This window comes from Streptomyces brasiliensis (genome assembly GCF_014647875.1).
Lineage (GTDB): Bacteria > Actinomycetota > Actinomycetes > Streptomycetales > Streptomycetaceae > Streptomyces > Streptomyces brasiliensis.
This window is the reverse complement of the sequence record NZ_BMQA01000041.1, coordinates 1-20,184: the sequence shown is the minus strand read 5'-3', so window position 1 is coordinate 20,184 and position 20,184 is coordinate 1. Positions and strand designations below refer to the sequence as shown.

The 20,184-nt window shown below is 71.4% G+C and carries 14 protein-coding genes and 2 pseudogenes; 7 read left to right on the top strand and 9 right to left on the bottom strand.

Annotated features, from left to right (window positions below):
- Window positions 1–39: 39 nt before the first annotated feature.
- Window positions 40–1,938, top strand: coding sequence for a DUF8823 domain-containing protein (locus IEZ19_RS36415; protein WP_189315673.1), 1,899 nt, complete (start codon window positions 40–42; stop codon window positions 1,936–1,938).
- Window positions 1,939–1,948: 10 nt separating this feature from the next.
- Here IEZ19_RS36415 and IEZ19_RS36410 read toward each other — a convergent pair whose 3' ends face one another.
- Window positions 1,949–2,788, bottom strand: coding sequence for a hypothetical protein (locus IEZ19_RS36410; RefSeq protein ID WP_189315672.1), 840 nt, complete (start codon window positions 2,786–2,788; stop codon window positions 1,949–1,951).
- Window positions 2,789–2,910: 122 nt separating this feature from the next.
- Here IEZ19_RS36410 and IEZ19_RS36405 point away from each other — a divergent pair, with 122 nt between their 5' ends.
- The gene (locus IEZ19_RS36405; protein WP_189315671.1) at window positions 2,911–3,699 is read left to right on the top strand and encodes an SDR family oxidoreductase; all 789 of its coding nucleotides are present in this window, start codon (window positions 2,911–2,913) and stop codon (window positions 3,697–3,699) included.
- 160 nt (window positions 3,700–3,859) lie between these two features.
- On the top strand, window positions 3,860–5,407 hold the full coding sequence (locus IEZ19_RS36400) for a sodium:solute symporter family protein (RefSeq protein WP_189315670.1): 1,548 nt from the start codon (window positions 3,860–3,862) through the stop codon (window positions 5,405–5,407).
- Window positions 5,408–5,416: 9 nt separating this feature from the next.
- Here the strand turns inward: IEZ19_RS36400 and IEZ19_RS36395 are convergent, their stop codons facing one another.
- From IEZ19_RS36395 to IEZ19_RS36375, 5 genes are all read right to left on the bottom strand, one after another.
- Window positions 5,417–6,532: an ADP-ribosylglycohydrolase family protein gene (locus IEZ19_RS36395; RefSeq protein ID WP_189315669.1), complete on the bottom strand. Its 1,116-nt coding sequence runs from the start codon at window positions 6,530–6,532 to the stop codon at window positions 5,417–5,419.
- Between the two features lie 126 nt (window positions 6,533–6,658).
- Window positions 6,659–9,190 (bottom strand): ATP-binding protein, encoded by a 2,532-nt coding sequence (locus IEZ19_RS36390; RefSeq protein ID WP_229841239.1) that lies wholly within the window; start codon window positions 9,188–9,190, stop codon window positions 6,659–6,661.
- Between the two features lie 47 nt (window positions 9,191–9,237).
- Window positions 9,238–9,804, bottom strand: a complete 567-nt coding sequence (locus IEZ19_RS36385; protein WP_229841237.1) for a hypothetical protein — start codon at window positions 9,802–9,804, stop codon at window positions 9,238–9,240.
- A 98-nt stretch (window positions 9,805–9,902) separates the two neighbouring features.
- Window positions 9,903–12,488, bottom strand: coding sequence for a bifunctional FO biosynthesis protein CofGH (locus IEZ19_RS36380; protein WP_189315668.1), 2,586 nt, complete (start codon window positions 12,486–12,488; stop codon window positions 9,903–9,905).
- Window positions 12,489–12,512: 24 nt separating this feature from the next.
- On the bottom strand, window positions 12,513–13,376 hold the full coding sequence (locus IEZ19_RS36375; protein WP_189315667.1) for an LLM class F420-dependent oxidoreductase: 864 nt from the start codon (window positions 13,374–13,376) through the stop codon (window positions 12,513–12,515).
- A 156-nt stretch (window positions 13,377–13,532) separates the two neighbouring features.
- Here IEZ19_RS36375 and IEZ19_RS36370 point away from each other — a divergent pair, with 156 nt between their 5' ends.
- Window positions 13,533–15,038 (top strand): CehA/McbA family metallohydrolase, encoded by a 1,506-nt coding sequence (locus IEZ19_RS36370; RefSeq protein ID WP_189315666.1) that lies wholly within the window; start codon window positions 13,533–13,535, stop codon window positions 15,036–15,038.
- Here the strand turns inward: IEZ19_RS36370 and IEZ19_RS36365 are convergent.
- Window positions 15,007–15,549 (bottom strand): GNAT family N-acetyltransferase, encoded by a 543-nt coding sequence (locus IEZ19_RS36365; RefSeq protein ID WP_189315665.1) that lies wholly within the window; start codon window positions 15,547–15,549, stop codon window positions 15,007–15,009. The two genes, IEZ19_RS36370 and IEZ19_RS36365, sit on opposite strands and share 32 nt — an antisense overlap.
- 47 nt (window positions 15,550–15,596) lie before the next feature.
- Between IEZ19_RS36365 and IEZ19_RS36360 the strand changes: the two genes are divergently transcribed.
- A complete protein-coding gene (locus IEZ19_RS36360) occupies window positions 15,597–15,992 on the top strand; it encodes a nitroreductase family deazaflavin-dependent oxidoreductase (RefSeq protein WP_189315664.1) in 396 nt (131 codons plus the stop codon).
- Between the two features lie 12 nt (window positions 15,993–16,004).
- Here IEZ19_RS36360 and IEZ19_RS36355 read toward each other — a convergent pair.
- Both IEZ19_RS36355 and IEZ19_RS53780 read right to left on the bottom strand, forming a co-directional pair.
- A pseudogene (locus IEZ19_RS36355) lies at window positions 16,005–16,127 on the bottom strand (aldehyde dehydrogenase family protein); the annotation flags it as partial.
- A gap of 56 nt (window positions 16,128–16,183) precedes the next feature.
- Window positions 16,184–16,264: pseudogene (locus IEZ19_RS53780) on the bottom strand (hypothetical protein); the annotation flags it as partial.
- Between the two features lie 254 nt (window positions 16,265–16,518).
- Between IEZ19_RS53780 and afsR the strand changes: the two are divergent.
- Together afsR and IEZ19_RS36340 are read left to right on the top strand one after the other, a co-directional pair.
- Window positions 16,519–19,482: an SARP-family global regulator AfsR gene (gene afsR / locus IEZ19_RS36345; protein ID WP_189315663.1), complete on the top strand. Its 2,964-nt coding sequence runs from the start codon at window positions 16,519–16,521 to the stop codon at window positions 19,480–19,482.
- A 218-nt stretch (window positions 19,483–19,700) separates the two neighbouring features.
- Window positions 19,701–19,850, top strand: coding sequence for a hypothetical protein (locus tag IEZ19_RS36340; protein ID WP_189315662.1), 150 nt, complete (start codon window positions 19,701–19,703; stop codon window positions 19,848–19,850).
- Window positions 19,851–20,184: the final 334 nt, after the last annotated feature.

The window sequence follows — 20,184 nt, the reverse complement described above, 5'->3', positions numbered from 1 at the left end:
GGCCGAGAACAGAAAACGGGACACGGGGAGTGCCTTCAGGTGGCCACAGCGGAGCCGACACGCGCTGACGACGCCGATCCGGGCCCGGGAACCGGCCCGCGAATACCCGTGTCCGGGACCGACACGGACGGTCACGACGCCCTGCCGCACCACCACGACACCACCGGTGACCCAGCCACCCTCATCGGCGTGCGCATCCGGCTGCTGCTCACCGCCCTGGAGCCCCTCCGGCAGCGGCTGCTGACACACCCCGCCCTCTCCATGGCCGCGCTCGCCGGCGTCCTGCACGTCATCTGGTTCTTCACGTTCGCGAACAGTGGTGGCGATCTCGCCGCACAGGACGCGTGGGCCGAGTTCGTCGGCCGGCATCCGGACTCGGCGTACAACCTCGCCTGGTACGGCGGCATGCACCCGGTGTCGTACAGCGTGGTCTCGCCGTATCTGATGTCGGTCCTCGGTGTCCGTACGACGATGATGGTCGCCGGTACCGTGTCGGCGGGCCTGCTGACGCTGATCCTGTTCCGCAGCCGGTCGGTGAAAAACCCCCTGTGGGCCGCGCTCGCCGGAGTCTTCGCGCTGGTCTGCAACGCGCTGTCGGGCCGGGTCACCTTCGGCCTCGGCACGATGTTCGCGCTGGGCTCGGTCGCGGCCGTCTTCTGCTGGCCGTACCGCTGGCGTTTCAAACGGTGGGCGAAGGCTCTGGTGGCCGCGCCGCTCGCCGCGCTCGCCACCATGGCGTCTCCGGTCGCGGGCCTGTTCGTGGGCCTGGTCGCGGTGGCGCTGTTCCTGCAGAAGCGCCGTCCGGGCGCCTGGGCACTGGGGCTCGCGCCGACGGCGGTCGTCGCGGTGTCGGCCTGGCTGTTCCCGTTCTCCGGCACTCAGCCGATGACGTTCGGCTCGGTCGTCCTGCCACTGCTGTACGGGCTGTTCTGCCTCTTCCTGGTCCCCAAGGAATGGGTGACGGTCCGGCTGACGGCCGCTGTCTACTCGATCGCGGTCATCCTGGTGTGGCTGGTCAGCTCGCAGATCGGGTCGAACATCTCCCGGCTGCCCATGCTGCTCGCGGGGGTCGCGCTGATCGCGGCGCTGCCGTTCACGGTGCCGCGCTCGCGCAAGTGGTACACGATCGTGGTGACGTTCCTCGGGTTCGCCGGCTGGATAGGCTTCAAGTCGGTCGACGACATCGTGCACACCACACCGGCCGCGTCCTGGGCGCGCGAACTCGCCCCCCTCGTCAACGAGTTGCAGCAGGTCGGCGCCGAGAAGGGCCGTGTCGAGGTGGTTCCGGCCCGCTCCCATCGCGAGGCCTCCGCGCTCGCGCCGTACGTCAATCTGGCCCGCGGCTGGAACCGCCAGGCCGACATGGAGCGCAACCCGCTCTTCTACGACGACACGCTCAACTCGGCGAACTACCACGAGTGGCTCCAGCGCTGGGCCGTCCACTTCGTCGTCCTGCCCAAGGGCGAACCGGACGGTGACGGCGGCGAGCGGGAGCGGACGCTGGTCCAGCGCGGGATGCCGTATCTGAAGCAGATCTGGGGCGACGCGAACTGGCAGCTGTTCCGGGTGACGGACCCGGTGCCGCTCGCCGAGCCGGACGCGGTCGTGGACCGTGCGGAGCAGGGTGAGCTGACGATCGAGGTCCGCAGGGCGGGGCGGATCCTGATCCGGATCCCGTACTCACCGTGGCTGAGCATCGTCGACGCGGAGGGCAAGAGCCTGAAGCCGCCGCAGGAGACACAGGCCTCCAAGCACCGTCCCGAGGGCATGCCGAAGTCGTACACCAACGTCAACGGCTGTCTGACGGAGACGGAGGAGGACGTGAAGGGCGACAAGTGGACCCTTCTCGTCGCGCCCAAGGCGGGGACGTATCGATTGGCCGCGCCGTATCAGCTGCCTCGCGGGACGCCGTGCCCGCAGGAACTGAAGTCGCCCTGATCCTCGATCCTCAGCGCAGGCGGTCGACGTACTTGTCCGTCCCCGGCACCGTGGGAACGAACGGCGCCACCAGCTCCGCCTTCCCCAGTCCCGACTCCGTCACCTGCTCGTCGAGGCCGGTGAAGTGGTCCTCCCAGCACTCCCGGGGGTCCGTCTCCGGGAACCACAGCAGGGTGAGGCGGGTGTCCGTGCCCTCGACCTGCTTGACGTACGTCATGCGGTCGCCGGGCAGCGGGGTCGGGCGGAAGACGGTCACCAGGGCCGACGGGGAGGCCGTCAGGCGCTTCGGGAGGTGACGGGTGCGCAGCCACTCCAGGAGTTCCGTGCGCTGCTCGGGCGACTCGGCGTCCACGACCTCCAGGACCAGGCCCGCGTACGGGTGGTCCAGGGCGTGGAAGTCCCGGGGACCCGCCGCGCCGTCGCGGTAGACCGTCGCCTCGTGGTCCTGGAAGGCCGTGAAGACGTGCGTCCGGTCGCGGTAGACGCGGGCGTCGCGGTCGAGGCGCTTGTTGATGGCGACGGTCCACCTCATGTGGTCGGCGTGGCGGCCGTCGGTGATCCAGTACGTCGAGAGGTAGCACCCGGCGGTGAGCGGCTGGGCTATCGCCGACTTCTCGGGGCGGCGCAGGAGTTGAAGATCCCGTGTCGCCACCCAGCGGCGGCCGGCGTACATCCAGGGCATGGCCATCGCGGCGGCGTAGTAGTGGTCGTCCTCGTACCAGCGGTTGTAGGCGTACTCGTGGCCGGGGTGCGGCTCGACCATGGTGATCAGGGCGTGGCCGGGACGGACGCCGTACGGGCCGACGGCGGCCAGTTCGGCGTACAGCTCGCTGCGGGTGTCCTCGGGCATGGGGCGCTCCCCTTCGGTCCTCTTCCATCCTCCTGCGGTCGCCCATCCTCTGACGCTCCGTCAGATAAAGCGCCAGAGCCGGCGCCGGGGCAGGCGCCCGGGCGGCGCGGAGGAGGTACGCCATGGCACTGCTCGGGGGCAAGACCGTCGTGGTCTCGGGGGTCGGTGCGGGTCTGGGCCGCCAGGTCGCGGCGGCGGTCGTACGGGACGGGGGCAACGCCGTACTCGGGGCGCGCACCGAGGCGAACCTCGCGAAGAGCGTGGCGGAGATGGACCCCGGCGGGGCACGCACGGCATACCGGGCGACCGACATCACCGACGAGGGGCAGTGCGCGGCGCCGGCCGGGCTGGGACGCGAGCGGTTCGGCGGGATCGACGCCGTGGTCCATGTGGCCGCCTGGGACTCGTACTTCGGCGGTCTCGAGGACGCCGACTTCGCGACCTGGCAGTCGGTGCTCGACGTCAATCTGCTGGGCACGCTGCGGATGACACGGGCCTGTCTGCCGGAGTTGAAGACGGGCGGCGGCGGTTCGGTGGTGATCATGGGGACGCAGTCCTCGGTGGCGGCGCCGTCGCAGGTGAAGCAGGCGGCGTACGCGGCGTCGAAGGGGGCGCTGACCAGCGCGATGTACTCACTGGCGCGGGAGCTCGGGCCGTACCGGATCCGGGTCAACACGGTGCTGCCGGGCTGGATGCGGGGGCCGCCGGTGCAGGCGTACGTACGGTTCACGGCGCACACGGAGGGGATACCGGAGGAACAGGTGCTGTCACGGCTGGCTGAACGCATGGCGCTGCCGGAGCCGGCCACCGACAGAGATGTGGCGGACGCGGTGGTGTTCCTGGCGTCGGACCGGGCACGGTCCATCACGGGACAGTCGTTGCTGGTCAACGCGGGGGAACTGATGCGCTGAGCATGCACGGCAAGTCTCGCATTCGTTCACGTACATGAATGCAGGTCATCAAGACGAACATTTTTACCTGCTCTTGACTTACTGCTTTCTTGCCGTCCATACACCTCCGAAACCAGAGTTCACATGCCTGACCATGCCTGCGAACCCTGGAAGGGGAGACATGAACGGTCTCGACTGGGCCGTGCTCATCGGCTACTTCGGTGTGATGGTCGCGATCGGCGTCTGGTCGCACAAGCGCGTGGACAATGTCAGCGACTTCTTCACGGCCGGCGGCAAGATGCCCTGGTGGCTGTCCGGCATCTCGCACCACATGTCGGGCTACAGCGCGGTGTTGTTCACCGGGTACGCGGGCATCGCCTACACCTACGGCGTCACCTCCTTCGTCACCTGGTCGTTCCCGATCGCACTCGGCATCGCCATCGGCTCCAAGCTGTTCGCCCCGCGGATCAACCGGCTGCGCTCACGGCTGCACGTCGCTTCTCCGCTGGAGTACCTGAAGAACCGCTACAACGTGTCCACCCAGCAGGCGTTGGCGTGGTCGGGCATGCTGCTGAAGATCGTGGACGTCGGCGCCAAGTGGGCCGCGATCGCGACGCTGCTGTCCGTGTTCACCGGTGTCTCGCTGAACCAGGGCATCCTCATCACCGGTGCGATCACCGCGGTCTACTGCACGATCGGCGGTCTGTGGGCGGACGCGCTGACCGAACTCGGCCAGTTCGTCATCCAGTTGCTGGCCGGCATCTCGATGTTCATCGCGGTCGTCCTGAAGCTGGACGACAAGAACATCGGCGTCTTCGGCGCCTGGGACGAGCCCGCCCTGCACGGCCACGGCAAGCCGCTGGTCGGCCCCTACGGCACGGTGTTCCTGCTCGCCTTCCTGTTCATCAAGCTCTTCGAGTACAACGGCGGCATGCTCAACCAGGCCCAGCGCTACATGGCGACGGGCAGCGCGGCCGAGGCGGCGCGTTCGGCGCGGCTGTCGGCGGTGCTGTGGCTGGTGTGGCCCGTCATCCTCTTCTTCCCCATCTGGATGTCGCCGCTCCTGGTGCACGCGCAGAAGCCGGACGGCTCCGACTCCTACGGTCTGATGACCGAACAGCTGCTGCCGCACGGCCTGTTGGGCCTGGTCGTCGTCGGCTTCTTCTCGCACACCATGGCGATGTGCTCCTCCGACGCCAACGCCATCGCGGCGGTCTTCACGCGGGACGTGGCGCCGGTGCTGTCGCGGTGGGCGCGGGCCTGGGGCGAGCGGACGGGCCTGATCGCGGCCCGGGTGACGACGGTCGTCTTCCTCGGCCTGTCCATGGCGGTGGCGACACAGGTCAACTCGCCGACGTTCCAGGACATCATCACCGTCGTCATCAAGTGGGTCGCCGGTCTGATGGGCCCGATCGCGATCCCGATGATGCTGGGTCTGCTCCGCCGCTTCCGCAAGTCCGGCCCGACGGCGGCGCTCACCAGCTGGGCGGCGGGCCTGCTGGCCTTCTGGCTGGTCAACTACCCGATCAACTGGAACGTCGAGGGCGGCGTGCCGCTCCAGTACCAGGTCTCGGTACCGCTGGCGGTGTCCCTGATCCTGTACATCCTGATCGGCTACCTGAAGCCGGAGGACACGCCGGAACGGGACGCGCTGATCGAACGGATCAACACGGACGGGGACGGGACGGCGGCGGCACCGGTACCGACGTCGGCTTCGGCGGAGGCGTAGCCGACCGGCTCAGGCCCGCGGATACCGAGCCAGCCACCCCGGCGAAGCCCCGGCCGGCCCGTGCAACGCAGGCCCCTGGGTCATCTCCATGGCGAAGTCGTCGGCCAGTTCCAGAATCGTAGGACGGCCCTCCAACTCGGCCAGCCAGGCCGGCGGGAGGGCCGTCTCGCCGTGCAGCGCACCGAGCAACCCCCCGGTCAACGCCCCCGCCGCGCCGGACGGCCCGCCCTGGTTCACCGCCAGGCACAACCCATGCCGTACGTCCTCCCCCACCAGCGCGCAGTACACGGCGACGGCCAGCAACCCGTCCGCCGTCCCCTCCCCCGAAAGCTCCTCGACCCGTGCGGGACTCGGCATACCCTGCCGCACCGCACCGAGGGCACGCTGCAGCGCGTCCGAGACGGGCTGATGCCCGGGCCGAGCGGCGATCAGCGCCAGCGCCCGCTGCACCGCACCGTCCAGCTCCTCCCCCCGGGCCAGCCCATGCACGATCACGGCGTAAGCCCCCGCCGACAGGTAGGCCGTGGAGTGACCGTGGGTCTGCGCGGCACACTCCACCGCGAGCTGCGCCACCAACTGCGGCTCCCAACCCACCAGCAGCCCGAACGGAGCCGACCGCGCCACGGCCTCCGGCCCCGCCTCCCCGGGATTCCTGGGCGCCTCGAGCGTGCCCATGCTGTCGTCCCCGAACCCGAGCAGCAGCGCATGCGACGGATCGCGCCGGGCGTACAGCCACTCCTCCCGGGCGAGCCACCCGTCTTCCTTGCGGCGCTCGTCGGGCCCCCAGTCCCGCTGGGTGGCGGCCCACCGCAGATACGCCCGGTGCAGATCGGTCGGCGGATGCCAGGCACCGGTGTCGCGCCGCACCTGGGCACGGATCAGCCCGTCCACGGTGAACAGGGTCAACTGCGTGTGATGGGTCACAGCGCCGCGCCTGCCGTACCCGAAGGGCAGATCGGCGACGCCCTCCGCGCCGTACGCCGCCCGGATCTCCTCGATCCCGAGCCCGTCGGCGGGCGCGCCCAGCGCGTCCCCGACGGCCACCCCGAGCAGCGTGCCGCGCACGCGGCTGCGAAAGTCCTGCTGTTCGGCACGGCCCCAGACGGCACCGGCTGTCGCACCCACCAGGACCTCCCTACGTCACCGTCCGCACAAACGACAGCTCAGCACTGTAATCGACGGCGAACGGTCGCTTCAGGGGGCGGATCCGGGCGGATCCGGTAGTAATTTTTCCACTCCGGTCGCTGAGCCTCAGTCGGCCGGAGCGCGGAGCGCTTCACGTACCCATGGGATCTCCAGCCCGGGGTCGAGTCGTTGGGCCCGTTCGACGTCGGCGGACGCGTCGGCGCGTGAGCCCAGTTCGAGGTGGACCATGGCCCGCTGCCAGAGCGCCCAGACGTACTCCGGGCTGAGTTCGAGCGCGCGGTCCAGGTCGGCGAGAGCCTCCGTCGGACGGCCCATTCTGCTGTGGCAGACCCCGCGGCTCGCGTACACCGAGGCGTACCGGCTGTCGAGGACGACGGCCCGGTCGTAGTCCGCGAGAGCCGCTTCGTGGCGGCCGACGCCGGAGAGTGCGTCACCCCGCTCGCAGAGCACCCAGGGCACATCGGGCGCCAGTGCGACCGCTCGGTCCAGGTCGGCCAGCCGCCGCTCCTGTTCGCCGCGCGACCGCCAGACCCGTGCCCTGCGCGCGAAGGCCCAGACATAGGCCGGATCCAGTTCGAGGGCCCGGTTCAGATCGGACTCCGCGCCTTCGAGGTCGTCGAGTCGGTGCCGGGTGGCTCCTCGGGCGGCCCATGCCGTCGCTCTCGTCGGATCCAGCTCGATCGCTCGGTCCAGCTCCCTTGCGGACGACGCGAAGTCCCCGGTCACCCGGAGGTAGTCGCCGCGTACGGTGAGGATCCGCGCGTTGTCCGGATCCAGCCGGGCCGCCTCGGCGAGATCGGCGACGGCGGCGCCGTAGTCACCCTGGTGTCCCCGCGCGATCGCCCTGCCCTCGTACGACCCTGCCGATTCCGGATCCACTTCGATCGCCCGGTCGAACTGGACCTGCGCCGCGGCGTGCTCCCCGCGCCCGCCCAGCTCCGTTCCCCGCCGCCGGTACGCCTCAGCCCGGCCCCGCGCGTCGAGGCCCCCCTTCGCCAGCAGCACGGCCAAGGCTTCCAGGACCCCGCCCCGGTCAAGCGCCTGAGTCAGCTCGCTCCCCCAGGCCGCGACACCCTCCGCGTCCACGTCCTCCCCCGCCTGCAGCAGCGTCCGCGCCCACCGCCGTGCCACCACCTCGCCCTCGCCGCACGCGTCCACCACATCGCGGGTCACGGTCGGCACAGCGGTCCGAGGGCCCGCGCACAGCAAGTGGTACGACTCGGCCAGCCGCAGCTCCCGCCACGCCTCGTCCCGCCACCACTCGTCCGGACGCCCGTCCTCCTCCATCTCCGCGCGCCACCGCCCGAACGCCTCCGCGAGCCGCGTGTGCCGTTCGCGCCAGCCGCGTGGTGAGCGCGACCGCTGGAGGCGGAGCATCGGAGCCCGTACGACGTCGTGGTACTGCACCCGCTCCCCGCGCTCGCTCACGAAGGGCATGCCGCGCAGCCAGGCGAAGAGCCCGTCGGCCTCCTCCTCGACGCAGTCCACGGCCGTCCGGAACACGTCCTCGTCGAGTTGACGGGGCAGCGCGCAGGCCAGGGCGGCCGCCCGGCGCACCGGATCCTGCTCCCACTTCAGGAAGCGGTCCACGGCCGTGGCACTGGGGTCGGCCGGCGGTCCCGGACCGTCGGGGCGCGTCTCGGCCAGGGTCGAGACCAGGACCGGGAGTCCGCCGCTCAGCCTCAGCACCTCGGCGACCACCGGCTCGTCCCGCAGGCCCCGGTCCGCGAGCAGTCCCCGTGCCTCCGCCTCCGTGAACGGCCCCAGCGGCACGTCCGTGACGAAGTCGGCGAAGCCTCCCCAGCGGGCGGTGTCGAAGGGGCGCTGTCCCGCGGTGACCACGACGACCGTCGCGGGCAGGGCGCCGTACCTGTCCGTCGTCATCAGGGCGTGCAGCCAGGCGTCGAGGTACGGCCCGGTCCGCTCGTAGGTGTCGAAGAACAGGACGATCCACGGCACCGTCGAGGCGGCGTCGGCCAGTTCGGCCAGCAGCACCGGCGTGAGCACCTGTTCCGGTGACAGCACCAGCTGCACGTCCTCCTGGCTGCGGAAGCGCGCGCTGAGCCCGGCACGCAACCGGTCGACGCCCTGGGCGAGTTGGGCGGGGTCGACGGCCCCGGCGAGGGCGCCGACCACCGGCACCATCGCCGCGCCGGTCAGCCCGGCCCGCGCCACCGCCATGCTCCCCGCCGACGGTCCCTCGGGCTCCGGTGCGCCGAGCGCCGCCGTCTCCGCCTCGTACCGCCGCTCCCGATGCGCCGTGAGCAGCCGCTCCAGGTCCCTGAACCGGTGCCCCTGAGCGGCGAACCGGCGCCCGATCCCCGCCAGCGCCTCCGGCACACTCCCGGCGCTCTCGTCGACGTACGCCGTCAGCGCCCCGCGCTCTCGCGCGATCTGCTCCAACTCCCGTACCAGGAAGGTCTTACCGACCCCCGCGTTGCCGTGCACATGGAACAGGAACCGGTGCCGTTCGTCCTCCGGCGGCACGCCCAGGTTCGCGCGGAACGCCGCCCGTTCCGCGCTGCGCCCCACGAACCCGGCCCGCCTGCGCTGCCGGATCAGCTCCTGCATCGACGGCCGCGCCTGCGCCATCCGTACGTCCCCCGTCCCCTCGACCCGGAAGTCCGCCGGTCTCATTCTGGCTCTTCAAGGACGGCGATGACGTGGCGAGGGCGAATCGGCCGCTATTTGACGACCGTGACCTTCGTGCCCGCGGTGCCGAACGCCCACACCGCCGCGCCGTCCGCCGTGTGCATGCGTATGCCGCCCGTCTGCACACCCGAGGCGGGCGGGGGCGAGGAGCCGTCCACGGCGTTGGAGAAGGCGACGTTGGGGCCCGAGGTGGCAGCGAAGTACACGATGTGCTCGATCTCCACACCGTCGGAGCCGGTGATCGGGCCCTCGGTGCGGTTGGAGACCGTGTAGCTGCCGACGGCCGGGCTCACCGTCCCCGGCCACACCCCGAACGTCCGCGTCGCCTTGTCGCTCGCGTCGACCAGCCACACCCGCTTCTGCCCCAGGGAGTAGACGACCCGGCGCCCGGTCCCCGAGGCGGCCGGCACCGCCGGCGCCGCGGGCTGCTTCGGCTTGGGGGACGGGTGCGCGTTCGCGGAGGCCGAGGCGCTCGGGCGGGCCGTCGCGGCCGTCGGGTGCGGGCCCTTGTCGGCCTGTACGGCGAGAGCGACGACGGCGACGGTCGCCCCCACCGTCAGACCGGTGACCCAGGCCCACGAGGGCAGTCGGGCAGCCACGGGTACGCATCTCCTCAGTCTCCGACCCCCGGTACCGGAAGTCTCCGACCCCCGACACCGGAGGTCGGATCATCGTACCGGCCCCTTCTGCCCGCTCCTCAGTCCAGCACCGGCAGCAACTCCGGCAGGTGCCCGTCCGAGGCCTCGGCCGCCCGACGGCGCTCCTCCGGCACCTCTCCGTACAGCGTCGTACGCGGCCGGGCCGGGCGGCCCGCCGCCTCCGCGACGGCCACCAGATCGCGCACCGACTTGTACGAGCCGTACGACGAGCCCGCCATCCGCGAGATCGTCTCCTCCATCAGCGTCCCGCCGAGGTCGTTCGCGCCGGAGCGCAGCATCTCCGCCGCCCCCTCCGTGCCCAGCTTCACCCAGCTCGTCTGGATGTTGGGGATGTGCGGGTGCAGGAGGAGGCGTGCCATGGCCGTGACCGCCCTGTTGTCCCGCGTCGTCGGGCCCGGGCGGGCGATCCCCGCCAGGTACACCGGCGCGTTCGTGTGGATGAAGGGAAGCGTGACGAACTCCGTGAAGCCGCCCGTCCGCTGCTGGATGCCGGCGAGCGTGCGCAGGTGGCCGAGCCAGTGGCGGGGCTGGTCGACGTGGCCGTACATCATCGTCGAGGACGAGCGGATGCCCAGCTCGTGCGCTGTGGTGATCGCCTCGATCCAGGTCGCCGTGGGCAGCTTGCCCTTCGTCAGGACCCAGCGGACCTCGTCGTCCAGGATCTCCGCCGCCGTGCCCGGGATCGAGTCCAGCCCGGCCTCCTTCGCGGCCGTCAGCCACTCGCGGATCGACAGACCGGTACGGGTCGCGCCGTTCACCACCTCCATGGGGGAGAAGGCGTGGACGTGCATCCCGGGTACGCGCTCCTTCACCGCCTTCGCGATGTCGAAATACGCCGTCCCCGGCAGGTCGGGGTGGATCCCGCCCTGCATGCAGACCTCCACGGCGCCCACGTCCCAGGCCTGCTGGGCGCGGTCCGCGACCTGGTCCAGGGAGAGGGTGTAGGCGTCGGCGTCCGTGCGGCGCTGGGCGAAGGCGCAGAACCGGCAGCCCGTGTAGCAGACGTTCGTGAAGTTGATGTTCCGCGTGACGATGTACGTGACGTCGTCGCCGACGGCCGCCTTGCGCACGTCGTCCGCGATCCTCGTCAGCGCGTCCAGCGCCGGGCCGTCCGCGTGCAGCAGCGCCAGCGCCTCGGCGTCCGTGAGCCGGGTGGGGTCGTCCGCGGCCGTCGCGAGCGCCGCGCGCACGTCCGTGTCGATGCGCTCCGGTGCCATCCCGGGCGCGGCGGCCTCGCGCAGGGCGTCCCAGTCGCCGTACACCACGTCGAAGTCGTCGCGCCGGTCGGACGTACGGCCCTCGGTGTCGATCGACACGTGCAGATCCGTACGCCCCGAGGGCTGGAACGCCTCCTCCGGCTCCTGCCACGGGTGGCCCTCGACCACCGCGTCCGGCCGGGCCAGGCCCGTCTCCGGGTCGGCCAGCGCCCGTACGTGCGGCAGCAGCCGCGGGTCCAGCCAGGGCTCGCCGCGTGTGACGAACTCCGGGTAGACGCAGAGACGTTCACGCAGCTCGAAGCCCGCGGCGGCCGACTTCTCGGCCAACTCCTCGATCTGCGGCCAGGGCCGCTCGGGGTTGACGTGGTCGATCGTGAGAGGGCTGACCCCGCCCCAGTCGTCGATCCCCGCGCCGATGAGTCGCTCGTACTCGCTGTCCACGAGGTTCGGCGGGGCCTGGATGCAGGCGGCCGGGCCCATGATGTGCCGGGCCACCGCCACCGCGGCGACCAGCTCGTCCAGTTCGGCGTCGGGCATGCCGCGCATCGCGGTGTCCGGCTTGGCGCGGAAGTTCTGGATGATCAGTTCCTGGATGCCGTGGTAGGCGCGGGAGGTCTTCCGGAGGGCGAAGAGGGACTCCGCGCGCTCCTCGTACGTCTCGCCGATGCCGATCAGGATCCCGGAGGTGAAGGGGACCGAGGAGCGGCCGGCGTCCTCCAGGACACGCAGCCGTACGGCGGGTTCCTTGTCCGGGGAGCCGTGGTGCGGGCCGCCGGGCTCGGACCAGAGCCTTTCGGCGGTCGTCTCCAGCATCATGCCCATCGACGGGGCCACGGGCTTGAGCCGCTGGAAGTCGGTCCACGACATCACGCCCGGGTTGAGGTGGGGCAGCAGACCCGTCTCCTCCAGGATGCGGACGGAGATGGCGCGGACGTAGGCGATGGTGTCGTCGTAGCCGTGCGCGTCGAGCCATTCGCGCGCCTCGGGCCAGCGGTCCTCGGGCTTGTCGCCGAGGGTGATCAGGGCTTCCTTGCAGCCGAGTTCGGCGCCGCGACGGGCCACGTCCAGGACCTCGTCCGGCGACATGAACATCCCGTGCCCGGCGCGGCGCAGCTTGCCGGGGACGGTGACGAAGGTGCAGTAGTGGCACTTGTCCCGGCACAGCCGGGTGAGGGGGATGAAGACGCTCTTCGAGTACGTGATGACACCGGGACGGCCGGCCGCCTCGAGCCCGGCGTCCCGCACCCGGGCGGCGGACGCGGCGAGGTCCTCGAGGGCCTCGCCGCGTGCCTGGAGCAGCACCGCCGCCTCAAAGACATCGAGGGCGACGCCGTCCCGGGCGCGTTTGAGGGCGCGACGCATGGAGTTCTCGGTGGGGCCGGTTCCGGAGGTCGCGGAAGTCGTCATTCTTTGAGCATACGTTCGGGTTGATCAGGACAAAGAGGCCCCATCCAGGTAGCGGGCGTACTCGTCGAGGACCCGCAGCACCTCCGTCTCGCCCGCCGGGGGCAGTTGCAGGACGACCTCCTCGACGCCCAGTTCGGCGTAGTGCGCGAGCTTGCCGGGGCCGGGCAGGACGGCGTACGGCACGACCTGGAGGGCGGCCGGGGCGCGTCCGGCGTCCGTCCACACGGAGCGCAGCACGGGCAGCGACTCGGTCAGCCCGCGTCCGCCGATCGGCAGCCAGCCGTCGGCGTACTCGGCGATGTGCGCGAACAGCTTGGGCCCGGCGGCCCCGCCGACCAGGGTGCGCGGGCCGACGACCGGGCCGCGCGGCTTCTGCGCCGGCTTGGGGTGGGCGTGGCTGGCCCGCACGCCGCCGAACGCCCCGTCGTAGGCGGTCGGTTCCTCGGACCACAGGGCATGCATGAGCGCCATCCGGTCGCGGGCGAGTTCGCGCCGGGTGCGCCACTCGACCCCGTGGTCGGCGGCCTCCTCCACGTTCCAGCCGAAGCCGACGCCGAGGGTGAACCGCCCGCCGGAGAGATGGTCGAGGGTCGCGATCTGCTTGGCGAGGTCGATCGGGTCGTGCTGGGCGACCAGCGTGATGCCGGTGCCGAGGCCGAGCCGCTCGGTCACGGCCGCTGCCTGGCCGAGCGCGACGAAGGGGTCGAGGGTACGGCCGTACTCGCGCGGCAGGTCGCCGCCCGCCGGGTACGGGGTGACCCGCTCGACGGGGATGTGGGTGTGCTCGGGCAGATACAGCCCGGCGAAGCCGCGCTGCTCCAGCTCACGGGCGAGCCGGACCGGCGCGATGGTCTCGTCGGTGAGGAAGATCGTGACGGCGATTCTCATGACCCATCTGTACCCCCTGGGCGAGCCCCGGATGTCCATACCGACCGGTCGGCATTGCAGACGTCATCGCGCGCCTCTTACGTACATGACATACCGCCCGCCGCCGATTCCCTCCACGTCCACGGGAGTTCACCCCCGCCCCCGACAGTGACAGCCATGGACGAGGACAGGAAAGGCTTCGGCAGACGCGCTTTGTTCGTGACGGGTGCCGCCGCCGCGCTTACGTTGGGAAGCGTGAACTTCGCGGCGGCGGACGGCCAGGACCAGGAGACCCGGACGGTGAGCGGCACGCTGCCGCCCGGCTCCCCCGACTTCGTGTACGTGCCGGTGGAAGTGCCCGCCGGCGTACAGGAGATCAAGGTCTCCTACACCTACGACAGACCGTCCGTCCCGGCCGGCACCGCGGGCAACGCCCTCGACATCGGCATCTTCGACCAGCACGGCACCGACCTGGGCGGCCGGGGCTTCCGCGGCTGGTCGGGCGGCGCCCGCACCGAGTTCTTCGTCCGCGCCGACGACGCCACGCCCGGGTACATCCCGGGCCCGGTGGGCGCGGGCACCTGGCACATCGCCCTCGGCCCCTACACGGTGGCGCCGCAGGGACTGACGTACGAGCTCACCATCACGCTGGCCTACGGCGAACCCGGGAAGACGGCCCGCCCGGTCTACCCGCCGCAGCGCGCGAAGGGCCGCGGCCGGGCCTGGTACCGGGGCGACTGCCATCTGCACTCCTGGCACTCCGACGGCCGCCGCACCCCGGCCGAGATCGCGGCGCTGGCGCGCGCGGCGGGCCTGGACTTCATCAACACCTCGGAGCACAACACCCACTCGGCGCACGCGCACTGGGCCGACGAGGCGGGCGACGACCTGCTGATCATGCTGGGCGAAGAGGTGACGACCCGCAACGGCCATGTGCTCGCCCTCGGCACGGACGCCGGCACCTTCATCGACTGGCGCTACCGCGCCCGCGACAACCGCTTCGGCCGGTTCGCCCGTGAGATCCGCCGCTCCGGCGGCCTCGTCGTCCCGGCCCACCCGCACGCCACCTGCGTCGGCTGCGGCTGGAAGTTCGGCTTCGGCGAGGCGGACGCGGTCGAGGTGTGGAACGGCCCCTACACGCCCGACGACGAGGTGACGCTCGCCGAGTGGGACAACCAGCTCGTCGCGTCGGTGCGGGAGGGCCGGGACTGGCTTCCCGCGATGGGCAACAGCGACGCACACCGCGACCCCGACGCGGTCGGCACGCCGCAGACCGTCGTCCTGGCCGACGACCTGACCCGGGAGGCCGTCCAGGACGGCATCCGCGCGGGCCGCTCCTACGTCGCCGAGTCCAAGAACGTCTCGCTGACCTTCACGGCGACGGGCGGCCGGGCCCGCCAGGCCGGCATCGGCGAACGCCTCGACGTGGACCCCGACACCCCGGTGACGATCCGCCTGGAGGCCTCGGGCACGCCCCGCTGCACGGTCAGCTTCGTCACGGACCAGGGCGTCCTCAAGACGAGCGGCCCCCTGCCGGTGACGGGCTCGGGCGTCGTCGAGTGGCAGACGACCCCTGCGTACGCGGCGTACGTACGCGCGGAACTCCGCCACGAGACGGCGGCGGGCCCGCTGCCCGGAGCGCTGGCCGCCTTCACGAACCCGATCTTCCTCGGCCGCCGCTGACATCGAGCACCCACCGCGCCTCCCCGTCCTCCCGCACCTCCCCGCTCGGCACGAGCCCGGCGGCGGAGGCGACGGCGGCGGAGGCGTGGTGGGCGGGATGGACATGGGCGACGACGACGGCGACGTCCGGCCGCCGGCCGAGCCACCCGACGAGCGCCCGTGCCGCCTCGGAGGCGAACCCCCGCCCCTGCCAGGGGGTGCCGACGACCCACGCGACCTCGGCTTCCGCGACGGGCCCAGGCCCGACGGTCGCCTGGACGGTACCGGCGAGGCGACCGCCCTCCCGCGCCCGGACGACCCAGTTCAGCCAGGAGACACCCGGATCGGGCGACCCGGCGGTGATACGCCGATAACGCGCCCGCAGCTCCTCCAGGGTGTCGGGAACACCCCCGATGAAGGCGTGCAGAGCGGGGTCGGAGAGCACCACGGCCATCTCCTCCGCGTGTTGGACGCGGAGGGGGAGGAGATCCAGCCGCGGGGTAGGGATGGCTTCAGCTCGGACGACATTCACGCGCGTACTGTCGCACCCACCGCACTCACCCGGGAGACCCCGCCGCCATGTCCCGCTACACCACCCTCAAGCACCGGGCCGTCACGGCCTTCCAGCGCCACGTCGGCAACCCGGTCGTGCGCCGGCTCCCCCTCCAGACCCTCCTGGAGACGACGGGCCGCAAGTCCGGCCTTCCCCGCCAGACCCCGGTGGGCGGGCGGCGGGTCGGCGACTCCTTCTGGCTGGTGTCGGAGTTCGGCACGAAGTCGCAGTACGTCCGCAACATCCAGGCCGACCCGGCGGTCCGCGTCCGCATCGGCGGCCACTGGCACCCGGGCACGGCGCATCTGCTGCCCGAGGACGACGCCGTGGCCCGCCTGCGCAGCCTGCCCCGTATGAACAGCACGGCGGTACGGGCGATGGGGACGAACCTGCTGACGATCCGGGTGGACCTGTCGGACTGAGGCGGCCCGCTGTCACCCGGGCCAGACGATCGCCTGCACCTCGCTGTAGGCGTGCAGCGCGTACGACCCCACGTCCCGGCCCACCCCGCTCTTCTTGAACCCCCCGAACGGCGCCTCCATGTTGCGGCCGACGGCTTCCCGTGATGCACCGGGAATTCTTCGGGCCCGAGCGCCGCCCGCAACGCGTCGATCGTCTCGTCGAGCACGGCACCCCGCTGCCCGAAGTCCACCCCGAGTGCCTCGAACTCCTCCCGGACATGCCCGGCGCCCACCCCGAGGACGAGGCGTCCGCCGCAGAGGTGGTCGAGGGTGGCGTTGCGTTCACGGTAGCGCTGATCTGATGGCCAGTCAGCTAATGGCAGGCCGGCTTCGACGGTGGACCGCGTGCGGAGCTGCGCGAAGAGGCTGTGAGGGGGTTGTGGACTCCCGTGAGCCGCCCTGTGATCGGCGTCTCGCACGGCTGACGCAGGTGCCCGGAACAAGGCAAACTGACGTAGTTGTTCGGGATGGCCTAGGGGGACGACGCATGGACGGTGTACCGCGAGTGCCGAAGCAGCGACGTACCGATTCCACTCCTGCGGCCGCGGAGTCGGAGGCACTGCGGTTCAGCCTGCTCGGTCCCGTGCGCGCCTGGCGCGGCGAGGAGGCTCTGGGCACCGGCTCCCCCCAGCAGCGCGCGCTGCTCGCCGCCCTGCTGCTGCGCGAGGGCCGGACGGCCACCGCGGCGGAACTGATCGACGCGCTCTGGGGCACCGAGCCGCCGTCGCAGGCACTGGCGGCGCTACGGACGTACGCGTCCCGCCTGCGGAAGGTCCTGGACCCCGGTGTCCTGGTGAGCGAGTCGGGCGGCTACGCGGTGCGGGGCCTTCGGGAGGGGGCCCTGGACCTGGCGGTGGCGCAGGACCTGGCGGCGCAGGCGGAGAAGGCGCGTAGTGCGGGCGACTTGCGCCAGGCACGGTACGTACTGAACCGAGCACTGGCGTTGTGGGACGGCGAACCCCTGGCAGGCGTGCCGGGCCCGTACGCGGACGCGCAGCGGGTCCGCTTGGAGGAATGGCGACTTCAGTTGCTGGAGTCCCGCCTGGACATGGACCTGGAGCTGGGCTGCCACGCGGAGGCGGTCTCGGAGCTGACCGCGCTGACAGCGGCACATCCGCTCCGCGAGCGCCTGCGGGAACTGCTGATGCTGGCCCTGTACCGCTCGGGCCGCCAGGCGGAGGCACTGGCGGTCTACGCGGACACGCGGCGCCTGCTGGCGGAGGAACTGGGCGTGGACCCGGGGCAGGGCCTACGGGAACTGCAACACCGCATACTCCAGGCGGACCCGGCACTGGCGGAGCCGTCGGCGCCAGTGTCCGAACCGGCGGTGGTTCCGGTGCGTCCGGCACAACTCCCGGCGACCGTACCGGACTTCACGGGACGTTCCGCGTTCGTCGCCGAACTGGGCGAGGTACTCGCAACGGCCGATGGCCGGGTGATGGCGGTGTCGGCGCTGGCGGGCATCGGCGGGGTGGGCAAGACGACGCTGGCGGTGCATGTGGCCCACCGGGCGCGACCGGCCTTCCCGGACGGGCAGTTGTACGTGGACCTGCAGGGCGCGGGCCCCCGCGCGGCGGAACCGGAGACGGTCCTGGGCTCGTTCCTGCGGGCGTTGGGCACGGCGGACTCGGCGATCCCCGACTCCCTGGAGGAGAGGGCGGCGCTCTACCGCTCGATCCTGGACGGCCGCAGGGTCCTGGTCCTGCTGGACAACGCGAAGGACGCGGCACAGGTACGACCCCTGCTTCCCGGCACTGAGGGTTGCGCGGCGCTGGTGACGTCCCGGGTCCGGATGGTGGACCTGGCCGGGGCGCACCTGGTGGACCTGGACGTGATGTCCCCGGACGAGGCGCTGTCCCTGTTCACGAAGATCGTGGGCGAGGAGAGGGTGGCGGCGGAACGGGAGGCGTCGCTGGACGTGGTGGCGGCGTGCGGCTTCCTCCCCCTGGCCATCCGCATCGCGGCGTCCCGTCTGGCGGCGCGCCGTACCTGGACGGTGTCGGTACTGGCGGCGAAGCTGGGCGACGAGCGACGCCGGCTTGACGAACTGCAGGCCGGGGACCTGGCGGTCAAGGCCACCTTCGAGCTCGGGTACGGGGCCCTGGAGCCGGCACAGGCCCGGGCGTTCCGGTTGCTGGGCCTGGCGGACGGTCCGGACATCTCCCTGGCGGCGGCTGCCGCGGTGCTGAATCTGGGGGTGGAGGAGACCGAGGACCTGTTGGAGTCCTTGGTGGACACATCGCTGCTGGAGTCCGCGGCGCCGGGGCGGTACCGGTTCCATGACCTGGTGCGGTTGTATGCGCGAGCCTGCGCGGAGAGGGACGAGTGGCCGCCGAGCGAGCCGACCGCGGCGATGTCGCGGTTGCTGGACTTCTACCTCTCCACCGTCTCCATGGGCTATCTGATCGAACGGCCGGGAGATCGTCTGGTGGATCACCTGGAGAACGCGGGGCATCCGGGCCTGGCCTTCTCCGACCGACACGCCGCGCAGGACTGGCTGTACGCCGAGGCGGTCTCCCTTCTCACGTGTGTACGGCAGTCCGCGCGGCCCGGGACCCTTCGGCGAGCTGTGGACCTATTGTGGGCGGCGGTCGACCTAGCCGAGTCGGGAGCAAACTCCAAGGAATACGAAGCGGTCGCAGTGCTCCTGCGGGACGTGGCGCGGGAGACGGGGGAGACCCGGACGGAGGCGCGGGCCCTGACGCTGCTCGCCTTCGTGCACCACATCTCCGGCAGCAGGTTCGACGTTGCCGTCCAGGAGGCCGAAAGGGCAACCGAGTTGGCCCGGCAGACCGACGACCCACTCACCGGCTGCTGGTCGTCCAACATCAGCGGTGTGGTCGCGTTGTATCAGAACCGGCACAAGGAGGGCCAGAAGCACTTCACCCGCGCCATCGAGAGCTTTCGTGACCTCGGGGACCGCCCCGGCGAGGCGAGCGCCCTGTGCAACCTGTCGCGTATTCACCTGGCGTCGGGACGCACGGAGAGCGCCGTGGCGTTGGCCCGGCAGGGCACCGCGATGTACGACGCCATGAACCATGATCTGAGGGGCGCCAACGGCCGCTACGCGCTTGGCCTCGCCCTCACGCAGAGCGGGAAGCTGGCCGAGGCAACCGACTGTCTGCACCGGGCCCTGAAGGTGTTCCGGGACAGCAGGCAGCGGCTGTGGGAGGGCATGACCTTGTTCCGCCTGGCCGAACTCGACCTCGCGGCCCGGCATCCGGCCCAGGCCGCGGTCAACGCCGACACAGCCCTGACGCTGCTGCGCGGCATCGGCGGCGAGTGGCGCCACGGCAACGTCCTCACGGTGCTCGGGCGGGCCCTGAACGATATCGGTCAGCTCGACCGGGCCCAGGTGTGCTGGAACGAGGCACTGGAGATCTTCGAGACGCTGGGGGCGTCGGAAGCGGACGAAGTCAGGGCCCTATTGAAGCCGGCGGCCGCGGCCTGATCCGGGAGCCCGCTGGTCCGGGCGGCGTTCATCATTCGTTTATCGCCATCCGACATCCTCGACTCAGTCGAGCCGTCGCGTCGGGGGGCAGACGGAACGACGAGCGGCCGGGCATCTAGGGTGATCCGGCCCAGCAGGACCTGCCCGGCAGCCCTCGGGGGAGCTGCCGGGCGGGTCCTGCCCACCCATCGCACCACACTGTCAGGGGAGCCAGCGAGATGAGCGACGAGAACACCACAGACAACGTCCACGCCACGATCGAGCCGGCCGACGAGGTCTCGACGGACAACGTCCACGCCACCAGCGAGCCCACCGACGAGGCCGTCGCCTCACCGGCCAACGTCCACGCCACGGACGAGAAGGCCTGACCGAGCTTTTCTCCACACGGGGAAGGCCGCGGCGGTGCGGAGGGGGAGCCGCCGCGGCCGAGGTCTGTCCAGAGGGGGTTTCGCGTCATCCTCTGGCGAGGAGCGTTCGAACCGCTCGAAGAGCGTCGGGCCTCGCTGAGCCGCGCGGCCATCGTCCCCTCCCGCAGCTCGACACGCGAAGGGGCCTAGGGCGCGTATCGAGTCGTGATCAATCTGTCGGATTCGCACTCAGGGCTGGGTCTGGACTGGTAGATCGTCTTGCATGACACGCGCGCAACTGACGGACAGGGAATGGGAGTTCATCGGGCCGTACCTGCCGATCGGCGAGTACGGC